This is a genomic window from Streptomyces sp. NPDC006294, assembly GCF_042870895.1.
GTDB lineage: Bacteria > Actinomycetota > Actinomycetes > Streptomycetales > Streptomycetaceae > Streptomyces.
The window spans coordinates 180055-193530 of the sequence record NZ_JBIAHV010000003.1 but is presented as its reverse complement, the minus strand read 5'-3'; the positions used below and the strand labels follow the sequence as shown (position 1 = coordinate 193530).

The following is a 13476-nucleotide window of genomic DNA, read 5'->3' as shown; positions in this document are numbered from 1 at the left end:
CGTTGGCTATGGCCTCATGAAGTACACGCAGCTCGGACGCACGGGACTCAAGGTCAGCCGCATCGTCCTCGGGACGATGAACTTCGGACCTCAGACCGACGAGGCCGAGAGCCACACCATCATGAACGCCGCGCTCGACGCGGGCATCAACTTCTTCGACACCGCCAACGTCTACGGCTGGGGCGAGAACAAGGGCCGCACCGAGGAGATCATCGGCTCCTGGTTCGCCGGCGACCCGGCCCGCCGCGACAAGGTCGTCCTCGCGACGAAGCTCTACGGCAACATGGCCGGCGACGGGGACCCGTGGCCCAACCACGACCGCCTCTCCGCCCTCAACATCCGCCGCGCGGTGGACGCGTCGCTGAAGCGGCTGCAGACCGACTACATCGACCTGTACCAGTTCCACCACATCGACCGCCGCACTCCCTTCGAGGAGATCTGGCAGGCGATGGACGTCCTGATCCAGCAGGGCAAGATCCTCTACGCGGGCTCCTCCAACTTCCCCGGCTGGGGCATCGCCAAGGCCAACGAGACGGCACGCCGCCTCGGCTCGTACGGACTGGTCAGCGAGCAGTGCCTCTACAACCTGGCCGAGCGCCGCGCGGAGATGGAGGTCATCCCCGCCGCGCAGGACTACGGCCTCGGGGTCATCCCGTGGTCGCCGCTGCACGGCGGTCTGCTCGGCGGCGTGATCAAGAAGGAGAACGAGGGCAGGCGTCGGGCGTCAGGACGCTCCGCCGACGCGCTCGCCAACAGCTCCGTCCGCGAGCAGGTGCAGGCGTACGAGGACCTGCTCGACAAGCACGGTCTCGAGCCGGGCGAGGCGGCGCTGGCGTGGCTGCTGACGCGTCCGGGCGTCACCGGCCCGATCGTCGGCCCGCGCACGGCGGACCAGCTCGCGTCCGCGCTGCGGGCGGTCGAGCTGGAGCTCTCCGAGGAGGTGCTCACGGGCCTGGACGAGATCTTCCCGGGACCCGGCCCCTCGCCGGAGGCCTTCGCCTGGTGACGTCCGCCGTGACGTCCGCCGTGACGTCCGCGGTGACGTCCGCGGTGACGTCCGCGGTGATGTAGGAAGTGACGCTGCGGTGGCGGTCGCGGGGGCTACTGGCCCAGCGCGGCCGCCACCGCGACGATCACGAACATGAGCACCAGCGCGCCGGCCATGATCTGATTTCTTGTCTTGGTCTTCACCCGACGAGGTTAACCCGCGCCGCCGAGCGGCCAGGAACCGGCCACTTCGTACCGCGGCTGTTCGCCCGGCACGCCGCTGACCGGCAGATTGCTGCGGACGAGCGCGAGCTCCCCCACCTGCCAGGGCGTGCCCTCGAAGGCGCCCAGCGCGTCCACGTACGGGCGCAGGTCGGTGGCGGGCTCGCGGGTACGGGCGAGAGTGAGGTGCGCCTGGTAGCGGCGGTGCTCCTCCATCCCGACGCCGGCGCGCCGGGCGGCGGCGTCCGCGCGCTCGGCCAGCAGCCGCATCGTCTCGATCCCGCCCGCCGCCCCGACCCACAGCGCACGACGCCCGAACCGCCCGCCCTGGTGCAGCCGCAACCCGAACGGCGCGGTCCGATGCGCGGCGCGCCCCAGCCGCGCGAAGAGGTCGGGCACGACCTCGTCGCCGACCTCGCCCATGAACGCGAGCGTGAAGTGCCATCCGTCGTGACCGGTCCACCGCAGGGTGTCGGCGTCGGGGAGCCGCTTCAGGGCCGCGACCTGGGTGGCGAGTTCGTCGACGGCCGCGGGTGGGGGCAGTACGGCGGCGAAGAGTCTCATACCCCTCAGTCTGCCGGTCCGCCCCCCGCTGCGCGGGCATGTTCCCCTACCCGCCCCTTCCCGAACCGGGCTCTGCCCGGACCCGCGCCTCAAACGCCGGCGGGGCTGATTTCGCGGAGCGATCCAGCCCGTCCGGGGCGGGGTGGGGAACATGCCCGCCGCAGGCGCCACCCGCACCCGCGGAGCCCTACGCCGCCGTCACCAACCGCTCCCGCTCCACGAACCGCACCCGCGGATGCCCCCCGTGCCACCCCACCGACAGCCGCAGCCCGCCGACCCGCGCCAGCATCACGCCGACGCCGGCCGCCGCGACCGCGGCCACCGCGCCGCCCGCCGCGAAGCCGACGCGCGCGCCGTACGTGTCCGTGACCCAGCCGACGAGCGGCGCGCCCACCGGCGTGCCGCCGGTGAAGACCATCATGAACAGGCTCATGACGCGGCCCCGCATCAGCGGGTCCGTCGCCATCTGGATGCTGGAGTTGGCCGTGACGTTGACCGTCAGGCCGAACATGCCGATCGGGACCATCATCACCGCGAAGATCCAGAAGGTCGGCGCGAAGGCCGTCACGATCTCCAGCACTCCGAAGAGCACCGCCGCGCCGACGAGCAGCCGCAGCCGCGACGTGCCGCGCCGGGCGGCGAGCAGGGCGCCGGCCAGGGAGCCGGCCGCCATCAAGGTGTTGAGCAGGCCGTACGTACCCGCGTCGCCGTGGAAGACGTCGTCGACGAACGCGGAGAGCCAGATCGGGAAGTTGAAGCCGAACGTGCCGATGAAGCCGACGAGGACGATCGGCCAGATCAGCTCGGGCCGGCCCGCGACGTAGCGCAGACCCTCGCGCAGCTGCCCCTTCCCCCGCGGGGCGCGCTCGACCTTGTAGAGCTCGCCGGCGCGCATCATCAGCAGCCCGGCGATGGGCGCGAGGAACGACAGGCCGTTGAGCAGGAACGCGTACCCGCTGCCGACCGCGGTGATCAGCACACCCGCGACCGCCGGTCCGACGAGCCGCGCGGACTGGAAGTTCGCGGAGTTCAGCGAGACGGCGTTGCGCAGCTGCTCGGGGCCGACCATCTCGGCGACGAACGACTGCCGGGCCGGGTTGTCCACGACGGTGACGAGGCCGAGCAGGAACGCCGTCAGGTAGACGTGCCAGACCTGGACGTGTCCGCTGAGCGTGAGCACGGCGAGCGCCAGGCCGGTGAGGCCCATCGCGCACTGGGTGGCGAGCAGCAGCCGCCGCTTGGGCAGCCGGTCCGCGAGCACCCCGCCGTACAGGCCGAAGAGAAGCATGGGGAGGAACTGCAGCGCGATGGTGATGCCGACTGCGGACGCTGATCCGGTCAGGCTGAGCACCAGCCAGTCCTGGGCGATGCGCTGCATCCAGGTGCCGGTGTTGGAAACGACCTGTCCTGTCGCGAAGAGCCGGTAGTTACGGATCCTCAGCGAGCTGAACATGCTCTGCTTACGGGCAGGTCGGGCGGACAGGGTGTCGGGGTCGGTCGGTGCGGGGGCGGAGTCTGCTCCGGATCCCGTACTCAAAAGGGTTCGCCTCCTCGGCGTCGGCGGTCATGGCAGATGCGCGAGCTTCTCCAGGACGGGGGCGGCCGCGCGCAGCTTCGCCCACTCCTCATCGTCCAGACCCTCGGCGAGCGTGGCCAGCCAGGCGTTCCGCTTGCGGCGGGAGTCCTCGAGCATGGTCTCGGCCCGTTCGGTCTGGGTGACCACCTTCTGCCGGCGGTCGTCCGGGTGCGGCTCGAGCCGGACCAGTCCCTTGGCCTCGAGCAACGCGACGATCCTGGTCATCGACGGCGGCTGCACATGCTCCTTGCGGGCCAGCTCGCCGGGTGTGGCGGTGCCGCAGCGCGCGAGGGTGCCGAGCACCGACATCTCGGTCGGGCTCAGCGTCTCGTCGACGCGCTGATGCTTCAGACGGCGGCCCAGCCGCATGACGGCCGAGCGCAGGGAGTTCACGGCGGCGACATCTGCGGCGTCAGTACCGTGGGACAGGTCAGGCATGTTCATTAGCGTAACTCATTAGCCGACCTAAATATAGCCGGTTACGGGGAAGATGCAGGTGTCACCCATACGAGTGAGACGCATCCCGAAAGTGACGCCTGCGCGGCCGAAGTACGACGACCCTGAGCGCATGGGATCGACAGTGCTCAGCCTGCGGATGGACGGTGAGTTGCTCGACCGGATCCGGCAGCATGCGGCGAAACGGCAGATGAGCGTCCAGGACTATGTGGTCCGGACGCTCATTCGCGACGACTTCGACGAGCGCTTCAAGGCGGCCGTCGACGAGACGGAGAAGTTCTACGGCGTGACCTGACGACGCCGCCGGTGCCGACGACGCCCGCCCAGGACGCCGCGGCCGGCTACGTGAGGCCCAGCGCCGGCATCGCGTAGTAGAAGACGAACACCGCCGACACGGCGTACATCGCGGCGGGCACCTCGCGCCCGCGCCCCGCCGCGAGCCGCAGCGCGCTGAAGGTGATGAACCCGATGCCGATGCCGTGGGTGATCGAGTACGTGAACGGCATCATCACCAGCGCCAGGAACGCGGGCGCGGCGATCGTGTAGTCGCTCCAGTCGATGTCCTTGATCGACCCGGCCAGGATCAGGAAGCCGACCGCCACCAGGGCGGGCGTCGCCGCCTGGGAGGGGACCATCGTGGCGAGCGGCGTGAGGAACAGCGCCAGCGAGAACAGTCCGCCCGTGACCACCGACGACAGGCCGGTACGGGCGCCCTCGCCGACACCTGCCGTGGACTCCACGAAGCAGGTGTTGGCGGAGCAGGAGGCGGCGCCGCCCGCGGCGACGGCGAGGCCGTCCACGACGAGCACCTTGTTGATGCCCGGGTAGTCGCCGTCCTTGTCCATCAGCTTCGCCTCGTCGCCGACGGCGAGGATCGTGCCCATCGCGTCGAAGAAGCAGGACAACAGCACGGTGAAGACGAACAGGACGCCGGTCAGCAGGCCGACCTTCTGGAAGCCGCCGAAGAGGCTGACCTCGAAGAGCAGCCCGAAGTCCGGGGAGGACACCGGGTTGCCGGGCCACTCGGGCGTGGTCAGGCCCCAGGACTCGACGTCGGCGACGGCGTGGACGACCATCGCCAGGACCGTCATCACGACGATCGAGATGAGGATCGCGCCCGGCACCTTGCGGATGATCAGCGCGAGGGTGAGCAGCGTGCCGAGGGCGAAGATCAGGACCGGCCAGCCGAGCAGATGACCACCGGTGCCGAGCTGGAGCGGGACGGTGGTGTGGGCGGCGTCGGGGATACGGGTGACGAAGCCGGAGTCCACCAGGCCGATGAGCATGATGAACAGGCCGATACCGATCGCGATGGCCTTGCGCAGGCCGAGCGGCACGGCGTTCATCACGCGCTCGCGCAGTCCGGTGGCCACCAGCAGCACCACCACGGCGCCGGCGATGACCACCATGCCCATGGCGTCCGCCCAGGCCATCTGCGGCGCGAGCTGGAGCGCGACGACCGTGTTCACGCCGAGGCCGGCCGCGAGCGCGATCGGGACGTTGCCGATGACGCCCATCAGCAGCGTGGAGAAGGCCGCCGTCAGCACGGTGGCCGTGACGAGCTGGCCGCCGTCGAGCTGGTGCCCGTACATGTCCTTGGCGCTGCCGAGAATGATCGGATTCAGGACAAGGATGTACGCCATCGCGAAGAAGGTGGCGAAGCCGCCCCTGACCTCGCGGACGGCCGTGGAGCCGCGCTCCGAGATCTTGAAGAAGCGGTCCAGGCCGCCGGTGGTCTGCGGGGGCGTGGGCGGCAGGCCGGGGGCATCGACCTTGGGGGTGGCCGTGGGGGACATGCGGATGACCTCGTGAGGGGATGTGGAGTGGCCGGCTCTTAGAGGTTCATACGAACGAAACCGGTCGGACGCAAACCTGTTCAGTATGAACATATAAGGGGAAGATTGGTATCTCCGCGCGTAGACCCTTGCGGTGAAGCCTTCGACGCCGCCCCGCGAGAGCCGCCCGGACCCGGACCTACACTGTGCCCATGGCGAAGTGGATCCCACGGCACGAGGCACCCGAACCCCTTGAGGGGCCGATCGTCGCCACCGTCACCGGCGGCACGATCCTCTGGTTCGTGATGTTCCTCGTCCAGGTCCCCTTCTACAGCTGGTTCGCCGACCGCGACCTGACGTGGTGGGTGTGGACCTGCCTGGCCGGCGCGGGTCTCGGGCTCATCGGCATCTGGTACGTACGGGGACGCGACGCGGCGCTCAAGCGCGCGGCGGCCGAAAAGGCGTCGTCCGGGGACGCCGGGCCGGACCGGCAGGAGCCGGGCGCGACGCCCGCCGGAGCGGCCTCCCCCGGCCTGATCCTCCGCCGCTTCGGGCGGTGGTCCGGCACACGCCGCCGTAACGTCGAACCATGACCCAGCGGGCGGACACAGCCGACGGACCGGAGCGCGACCCCCTCGTGAACCACGGCGCCGGCCGCCGGCCCACCGGCCTGACCTCCGCCGAGGTCGCGGAACGGGTCGCACGCGGCGAGGTCAACGACGTACCCGTACGCAGCTCCCGCTCCGCCGTCGACATCGTCCGCGCCAACGTCCTCACCCGCTTCAACGCCATCATCGGCGTGCTGTGGGTGATCATGTTCTTCGTCGCGCCGGTCCAGGACAGCCTCTTCGGCTTCGTGATCATCGCCAACACCGGCATCGGCATCGTCCAGGAGCTGCGCGCGAAGAAGACGCTCGACTCCCTCGCGGTCATCGGCGAGGCGAAGCCGAGAGTGCGGCGGGACGGCGTCGCCACCGCGATCAGCACCTCCGAGATCGTCCTCGGCGACCTCGTCGAACTCGGCCCCGGCGACAAGGTCGTCGTCGACGGCGAGATCGCGGAGGCGGACAGCCTCGAGGTCGACGAGTCGCTGCTGACCGGCGAGGCCGACCCCGTCCTCAAGCAGCCCGGCGACCCGGTGATGTCCGGGAGTTTCGTGGTCGCGGGCGGCGGCGCCTTCACCACGACGAAGGTCGGCCGCGAGGCGTACGCGGCGCAGCTCGCGGAGGAGGCGTCCCGTTTCACGCTCGTCCACTCCGAGCTGCGCTCCGGGATCTCCACGATCCTCAAGTACGTGACCTGGATGATGGTTCCGACCGCGACCGGCCTGATCATCAGCCAGCTCGTCGCCAAGGACAACAACTTCAAGGACTCGGTCGCGCGGACCGTCGGCGGCATCGTGCCGATGATTCCCGAGGGGCTGGTCCTGCTCACCTCGGTCGCCTTCGCGATCGGCGTGATCCGCCTCGGCCGCAGGCAGTGTCTGGTGCAGGAGCTGCCCGCCATCGAGGGCCTCGCCCGCGTCGACGTCGTCTGCCTCGACAAGACCGGCACGCTCACCGAGGGCGGTATGGACGCCACCGAGCTGCGGCTGCTGAACGGGGCGGACGAGCAGCACGTACGGGCGGTCCTGGGCGCGCTCGGCGCGTCCGACCCGCGGCCGAACGCCTCGCTCCAGGCCGTCGTCACCGCCTATCCGGACGGCGGCGGCCACCGCTGCACCGCCGCTCTCCCCTTCTCCTCCGCCCGCAAGTACAGCGGCGCGACCCTCGCGGACGGCGACGGCAGGCGTACGACGTGGCTGCTCGGCGCACCCGATGTGCTGCTGCCCGCGGGGAACCCGTCGCTCGCGGAGGTCGACGAGCTGAACCGGCAGGGGCTGCGGGTGCTGCTCCTCGCACGGGCCGAGGGCTCGCTCGACGCGCCCGCCGGGAAGACGGCGGCCGCCCTGGTCGTCCTCGAACAGCGGCTGCGCCCGGACGCGGCCGACACCCTGCGCTACTTCGCCGACCAGGACGTCGCCGCGAAGGTCCTCTCGGGCGACAACGCGGTCGCCGTCGGCGCGGTCGCGGCCAAGCTCGGTCTGCCGGGCGCCGGCTCGACGCTCGACGCGCGCGGGCTGCCGGCCGAGCGCGAGGCGATGGGCGCGGAGCTGGACGGGGCCGCGGTCTTCGGCCGTGTCAGTCCGCAGCAGAAGCGCGACATGGTCGGCGCGCTCCAGTCCCGCGGCCACACGGTGGCGATGACCGGCGACGGCGTCAACGACGTCCTGGCGCTGAAGGACGCGGACATCGGCGTGGCGATGGGTTCGGGCTCGGAGGCGACCAAGGCCGTGGCGCAGATCGTCCTGCTGAACAACAGCTTCGCGACGCTGCCGTCGGTGGTCGCGGAGGGCCGCCGGGTCATCGGCAACATCACGCGCGTGGCGACCCTCTTCCTGACGAAGACGGTCTACTCGGCGCTGCTGGCGATCATGGTCGTCTGCAGCCAGATCGAGTACCCCTTCCTCCCCCGCCACCTGACGCTGCTGTCCACCCTCACCATCGGCGTCCCGGCCTTCTTCCTGGCGCTCGCCCCCAACAAGGAGCGCGCCAAGCCGCACTTCGTACGGCGGGTGATGCGGTACGCGATCCCGGCCGGCGTCATCGCGGCGACAGCGACGTTCAGCGCGTATCTGCTGGCCCGCTCGTACTACAGCGGGCCCGGCTCGCTGGCCGCCGAGACGAGCGTGGCGACGCTGACCCTGTTCCTGGTGGCGATGTGGGTCCTCGCGATCATCGCCCGTCCGTACACCTGGTGGCGGATCGGGCTGGTGGCGGCGATGGGGCTGGGCTTCCTGGTGGTGCTGACGGTGCCGTGGCTGCAGGACTTCTTCGCGCTGAAGCTGGTGGGCCGGGCGATGCCGTGGACGGGCGTGGTGATCGCGGCGGTCGCGGCGGCGCTGCTGGAGCTGTCGTGGCGGGTGGTCGGGCGGCGCTTCCCCGCGTAGCTCCGCCCGCCCGGGCGCCCCCGACCGCCGCCCGGCCGTCAGGCGTGGGCCCAGTCGTGCGGCGCGGGTGAGTGGTAGAGGCCCTCGATGTTGTCGGGAACCGGTGTGTAGACCATGTCGTCGTTCCGGCGGTGACGGCCGGACTGCGTCGACTCGGTGTCCCCGGTCCTCGGCGACAGCCGGCCCTCGGCGGCGAGGTGCTGGGCGCGCAGCAGCAGCGTCCTCGGGCTGAGGCCCAGTTCCTCGGCGACCGTCTGGAGGTCCAGGCCGGACTGCCAGCTCCATTGGAGGACGAAGTCCATGCCGTCCGACCAGACCACCGAGTCGTCCACGGGCCGCGCCACCACCGGCTCGCCCGACGGGGCGGGCGGGACGGACTGGGAGGGCTGGACCGGTGGAGCGGGCGCGCTGGGCTGGACCGGCACCTCCACGCGTGGACGGGGAAGCGGGACGTCCTGCGGCATGGGCTCGTCGTCCTGCGCGGTCACCGCCGGCCGGTGCTCCGGCCGTACGGTCAGAATCCGATCGGCGACACTGCGGGCGTCGGCCTTCCCGACGGTTCTGCGGGCTACTCGTACCTCTCTCGCGTTCAGTCCCATCAGCTCGGCGACCGCGCCGTCGCTGCCGACCGTGACGGCGAACGCGGCGAGCGTACGGGCCCGGTCCGCATGCGCCTCGTCCAGGATCGCGCGCGCCTGCCGAACCTTGTCGTCGCTGCTGCAGAACGCCTCAGCCAGGACCGAGTTCCTCTCCCAAAATTCACGTGGTTCCACGCGCGAGTCAACGATTCTGCACAGCGGGGGACACCTGGCCCGACGACCGATCGCCGAAATGGCCTAATTCATCGTTAAAAGTACCCAGTCGGCCGTATCAATCGACCACCACGAAGGCCGCCCGGCCGCCCCTCGACCGGGGCATGGCACAGGCCCCGTGCCCACCGGGACCGGTGGGCACGGGGCCTGCACTGTGAGCGGGCGGCTACTTCGTGAAGTAGCCGGCGACGTCGGCGATCAGGTTCACAGACCCGGCGTGGTTGTAGAAGCTCACCCTGCCGTTGACGACGGGCACGATCACCAGGTTCGGGGCCGTCTGGCCTGCCACCAGGTTCAGGTTCGACGCGCTGGTGCGGGTCGTCCCGTTCGGATAGACGGCGACGTACGTGAGCGCAGTCGGGCTGGTCCCCGTGACGTTCATGACGACGGCCGTGACGCCGGTCGCCGGGACGCCGTTCCTGCCCGTCACCTGGAGGGTCACCGTCTTCCCGGCGCCCACCGTCGCCTTCGCCACACCCAGACCCGTACGCGTGTCCATGAAGCGGGTCGGGGCGAGGGGCCGGTACGTGGAGCCGGTGTCCGCGTCGGTGAAGTAGCCGGAGACGTCGGCGACCAGGTCCACGGAGCCGGCGTAGTTGTAGAAGTCGACCTTCCCGTTGACCACCGGCACCACCACCAGGTTCGGTGCGGTCTCCTCGGCCACCACGTTCACGTTGGACGCGCTGGTACGGGTCGTCCCGTTCGGGTACACGGCGATGTACGTCCGGGCCGTCGGGTTCGTCGCGGTCACGTTCATCACGACCGCCGTGACACCCGTCGCCGGAACACCGCCCCTGCCCGTCACCTGGAGCGCCACCGTCTTCCCGGCACCGACCTTCGCCTTCGCGACACCCAGACCCGTACGCGTGTCCATCAACCGCGTCGGCTGCACCGGCTGGTAGGTGGAGCCTGCGTCCGAGTCCGTGAAGTAGCCGGAGACGTCGGCGACCAGGTCGACCGACCCGGCGTAGTTGTAGAAGTCGACCTTCCCGTTGACCACCGGCACCACGACCAGGTTGGGCCTGGTCTGCCCGGCGACCACATTAAGGTTCGACGCGCTGCTGCGGGTCGTCCCGTTCGGATAGACGGCGATGTACGTCCGGGCGGTCGGGTTGGTCGCGGTCACGTTCATCACGACCGCCGTGACACCCGTCGCCGGAACACCGCCCCTGCCCGTCACCTGGAGCGCCACCGTCTTCCCGGCACCGACCTTCGCCTGGGCCACGCCCAGACCCTTGCGCGTGTCCATCAACCGCGTCGGCTGCACCGGCCGGAACGTGCCGGTGAGCTTCGGCGGCGGCGGTGTCACCGTCAGGGTGCCCGCGTACATCTGCCGTCCGCGGTGGGAGGAGACGCTCACCGTCCAGGTGCCGGCCGGTACGGCGCGCAGGTCCACCTCCGCGGTGAGCGTCCGCCAGTCGGCGGAGACACCGGTCACGGTGGCCGGGTGGCTCTTGCCGTCGGCGACGATCTTGACCGTGTCGCTCTCGTGCAGGGCCTCGCCCCGCACGGTGATCTCGGCGGTGGTCCCGGCGGGGACCGAGTCGGGCGTCACGGACTCGGCTGCGAACTCCTCGCCGCCGCACCAGCCCGAGTGGCAGGCGGTCTCCACCCGGTAGGACACCTGTGACGCCTTCTCCGGCAGCGACACCATCAGGAGCGCCGGGGCCTCGTTGCTGTCCCCTTCGGAGCGCACGCTGCACGTGTACTCGTCGCCGGACTTCATGCAGTCGTCGGTCCAACTGCCGTCGTACACCGAGACGGCGGCCCTGTCCGTCCCCCCGGAGGGGTTCGAGACCGTCACCTTCAGCATGTCGTAGTTGACGGTGGGCAGGACGGCGCACACCGCCGTGCGCTCCTCCGTGAGCGTCCCGGTCAGCGGAGCGTGACCGTAGGCGGCGGAGGCGGCACGCGGACACTCGGCGGCCGGGCCGTCGGCGGTGGCGATCCGCCAGATGTCCAGGCGGTGGTACGTGTCGGACGCTTCGAGACCGAGCGGCACCTGCATCACCACCTGGTAGGTGGTGGACCCGGTGACCACACAGGACCGGTTGCGGAAGGAGCAGTCCGTGCTCTTCCCGTCGGCGCCCAGGGCCATGATGTTGAGCGTGCCCTTGGGGTCGCGGACGTCGATGCGGACCCGGTCGGTCGCCGCGGCCGTGGTGACCTTGTGGCAGCGCAGCGCCCCGGCGTCACCGCCGTAGAAGCCCGGCTGGGACGGTCCGCCGACAGCGGTGGCCGCGCTCTTCGTGCAGCCCCACGCCGTCGAGGTCACGTCGCGCCGGCTCAGGGTGTACGCCGCGGCCGTGTCCTGGCCGGTGAAGACGACGGTGTGGGCCTTGCCCGGCGTGAGCGGGCAGACCGACCACCCGTTCTTCATCGCGTTCCGTTCGCACTTCAGCGCTCCGGACTCGTCGGTGACGGAGAAGTTGGCGGACGCGGTCCCCGACACGGTCCGCAGTTCGAAGAGTTCAGCGGCCGAATGATCGGCGGCCGGGATGGCCAGGCAGTGTGTGAAGACTCCGTCGCCGGTGGTGAGCCGGGTCGCGTTGCTCGCGTCGCTGAAGGTGCTGCGCGGCATCACGGCACAGGTGCCCGGCGGCGGCGAGTCGGTGCGGAGGAAGTTGATCGCGTACGGGCCCGGCGCCTCGCCCGCGTCGGCGTGGACGATCGCCCGGTACGGCGCGATGCCGGACAGTTGGCAGTCGCCGGCGCGGAGCGCGCTGCTGTCGCACTGCAGCGCGCCCGCGGCGTCGAGCACCTCGGTGTCGATACGCGGCCCGGTGCCGGTGCGGGGCTGCCCGGAGATGCGGGAGTCCTTCGGCATGGGCAGTTCGAGGCAGTCGTACTGGCCGGCCACGAGCGTGCCGTCGTGTGTTCCCTCTGCCACGCGCACGCAGCCCTCGGAGCCGGTGCGGTCGAGGAAGGCCGTGCCGTAGCCGCCCTCGTACACCTTGTACGGGTCGCCCACCAGCAGCGTGTAGGAGCCTGCGGCCGGGAAGGTGCACCAGCCGCCCCGGCAGACCTCGGTCGCCTCGCCGTCGTAGACGTACATCCAGAATTGGCTGTTGAACTCGTCGACCGGGTTCACCAGATAGCGCCCGGCGGCCGGCACCGTCAGGATGCGGCAGCGCACCTCCCCGGTCGGGGAGGCGGGTGGGGCGCCGTAGCGGCCGACGCTCACGGTGGGGCAGCCCTGGGGGTCGCTCAGCCGGGCGACCTGGAGCTGGTAGTCGACCGACTCGCTCTCACCCGTCACGTACGTCAGTACCCGGTACGGTCCGTCGCCCGGCAGGGCGCAGCCCGGCTTGTCCGACGGGTAGGGGCAGATCTCGCCGCCTGTCTCGTCGGTGATCCAGCGCCTCGCCTGCCCGTACGCGACGGTGCTCGCATAGGTGACGACGCGCTCTCCGGGCGCCGCGTCGAGCGACTGGCAGTCGACCTGAAGGCCGTTGAGGGCGGAGCGGACCGGCACCGGCTGGTCCCACGACGTCCCGGTGGCCGGCGCGCACCGATCCGTGGAGTTCAGCGGGACGACGATGAGCCGGTAGTCGCTCTGCTCCCAGTTGTCGTTCCGTACGTGAACGGTGTAGGTGCCGTCGGCGGGTACGTCGCAGCCGCCGGCCTCGGAGTTCTTCGCGTAGCAGTCGAGGGGGCCGGTGGGGCCGTCGATCGTCACGGTGACGTCGTATTTCGCACGCAGCAGCACCAGGTGCTTGCCGGCCTTCGCCTGCGCGGTGAAGCAGTCCTGCGCGCCGGCGGCGAGTGTGCCGCTCGCCACCGTGTCGCCCGGGTCACCGAACGGGGCGAGCTTCAGCGGCGCGCAGGCCGCCGGCGCCGGCTCGTCGGCGGCCTGCGCCCAAGTGGCGGGCAGCAGAAGCGACATGAGCGTTGCGAGCACCAGCGTCACGAGTGCGACCGGTGCGGATCTTCGATGCGTAGATGGGGTACGCGGAACAGGTGCCTGTCCAGGCATGGCCCCCCCAGGGCTGTGGTGGATGAACGAGATCTTCGCATGCGGAACCGACAGCTCAAAGGGGGTTCCCGTGGCCCGCCGCGGATGCGGATTTCCCGGTACCGCTCCGCCGAATTCAC

At 70.7% G+C, this 13476-nt stretch carries 10 protein-coding genes; 4 read left to right on the top strand and 6 right to left on the bottom strand.

Translation table 11 applies throughout. The annotated features are described in order from the left end of the window. The first annotated feature begins 16 nt into the window (after positions 1-16). Positions 17-1006 carry an aldo/keto reductase gene (locus ACFYOP_RS06415; RefSeq protein WP_356898389.1) on the top strand — a complete coding sequence of 330 codons (990 nt, stop codon included), beginning with the start codon at positions 17-19 and terminating at the stop codon, positions 1004-1006. 194 nt (positions 1007-1200) lie between these two features. Here ACFYOP_RS06415 and thpR read toward each other — a convergent pair whose 3' ends face one another. The 3 genes from thpR to ACFYOP_RS06400 form a co-directional block, all read right to left on the bottom strand. Then, entirely contained in the window at positions 1201-1773 is a 573-nt protein-coding gene (gene thpR / locus ACFYOP_RS06410; protein ID WP_356898390.1) for an RNA 2',3'-cyclic phosphodiesterase, read from the bottom strand. Between the two features lie 187 nt (positions 1774-1960). Then, positions 1961-3310 carry an MFS transporter gene (locus ACFYOP_RS06405; protein WP_356898391.1) on the bottom strand — a complete coding sequence of 450 codons (1350 nt, stop codon included), beginning with the start codon at positions 3308-3310 and terminating at the stop codon, positions 1961-1963. Positions 3311-3337: 27 nt separating this feature from the next. Beyond that, positions 3338-3787, bottom strand: coding sequence for a MarR family transcriptional regulator (locus ACFYOP_RS06400; protein WP_356898392.1), 450 nt, complete (start codon positions 3785-3787; stop codon positions 3338-3340). Between the two features lie 130 nt (positions 3788-3917). On the opposite strand from ACFYOP_RS06400, the gene ACFYOP_RS06395 reads away from it, so the two are divergent. Continuing rightward, a complete protein-coding gene (locus tag ACFYOP_RS06395; protein ID WP_356898393.1) occupies positions 3918-4100 on the top strand; it encodes a ribbon-helix-helix protein, CopG family in 183 nt (60 codons plus the stop codon). Positions 4101-4146: 46 nt separating this feature from the next. Here the strand turns inward: ACFYOP_RS06395 and ACFYOP_RS06390 are convergent, their stop codons facing one another. Beyond that, positions 4147-5601 carry an NCS2 family permease gene (locus tag ACFYOP_RS06390; protein ID WP_356898394.1) on the bottom strand — a complete coding sequence of 485 codons (1455 nt, stop codon included), beginning with the start codon at positions 5599-5601 and terminating at the stop codon, positions 4147-4149. 191 nt (positions 5602-5792) lie between these two features. On the opposite strand from ACFYOP_RS06390, the gene ACFYOP_RS06385 reads away from it, so the two are divergent. Together ACFYOP_RS06385 and ACFYOP_RS06380 are read left to right on the top strand one after the other, a co-directional pair. Continuing rightward, entirely contained in the window at positions 5793-6173 is a 381-nt protein-coding gene (locus ACFYOP_RS06385) for a DUF2530 domain-containing protein (protein WP_356898395.1), read from the top strand. After that, positions 6170-8569 (top strand): HAD-IC family P-type ATPase, encoded by a 2400-nt coding sequence (locus ACFYOP_RS06380; protein WP_356898396.1) that lies wholly within the window; start codon positions 6170-6172, stop codon positions 8567-8569. The genes ACFYOP_RS06385 and ACFYOP_RS06380 overlap by 4 nt, the downstream gene beginning before the upstream one ends. 38 nt (positions 8570-8607) lie before the next feature. Here the strand turns inward: ACFYOP_RS06380 and ACFYOP_RS06375 are convergent, their stop codons facing one another. Beyond that, positions 8608-9342, bottom strand: coding sequence for a hypothetical protein (locus ACFYOP_RS06375; protein WP_356898397.1), 735 nt, complete (start codon positions 9340-9342; stop codon positions 8608-8610). Positions 9343-9547: 205 nt separating this feature from the next. Beyond that, the gene (locus ACFYOP_RS06370; RefSeq protein ID WP_356898398.1) at positions 9548-13267 is read right to left on the bottom strand and encodes a Tat pathway signal protein; all 3720 of its coding nucleotides are present in this window, start codon (positions 13265-13267) and stop codon (positions 9548-9550) included. Positions 13268-13476 lie beyond the last annotated feature (209 nt).

Bases quoted from the DNA above. Each gene is read 5' to 3' on its own strand.
- ACFYOP_RS06415 (WP_356898389.1), top strand. From the start codon at position 17: ATGAAGTACACGCAGCTCGGACGCACGGGACTCAAGGTCAGCCGCATC.
- thpR (WP_356898390.1), bottom strand. From the start codon at position 1,773: ATGAGACTCTTCGCCGCCGTACTGCCCCCACCCGCGGCCGTCGACGAA.
- ACFYOP_RS06400 (WP_356898392.1), bottom strand. From the start codon at position 3,787: ATGCCTGACCTGTCCCACGGTACTGACGCCGCAGATGTCGCCGCCGTG.
- ACFYOP_RS06395 (WP_356898393.1), top strand. From the start codon at position 3,918: ATGGGATCGACAGTGCTCAGCCTGCGGATGGACGGTGAGTTGCTCGAC.
- ACFYOP_RS06390 (WP_356898394.1), bottom strand. From the start codon at position 5,601: ATGTCCCCCACGGCCACCCCCAAGGTCGATGCCCCCGGCCTGCCGCCC.
- ACFYOP_RS06385 (WP_356898395.1), top strand. From the start codon at position 5,793: ATGGCGAAGTGGATCCCACGGCACGAGGCACCCGAACCCCTTGAGGGG.
- ACFYOP_RS06380 (WP_356898396.1), top strand. From the start codon at position 6,170: ATGACCCAGCGGGCGGACACAGCCGACGGACCGGAGCGCGACCCCCTC.
- ACFYOP_RS06370 (WP_356898398.1), bottom strand. From the start codon at position 13,267: ATGTCGCTTCTGCTGCCCGCCACTTGGGCGCAGGCCGCCGACGAGCCG.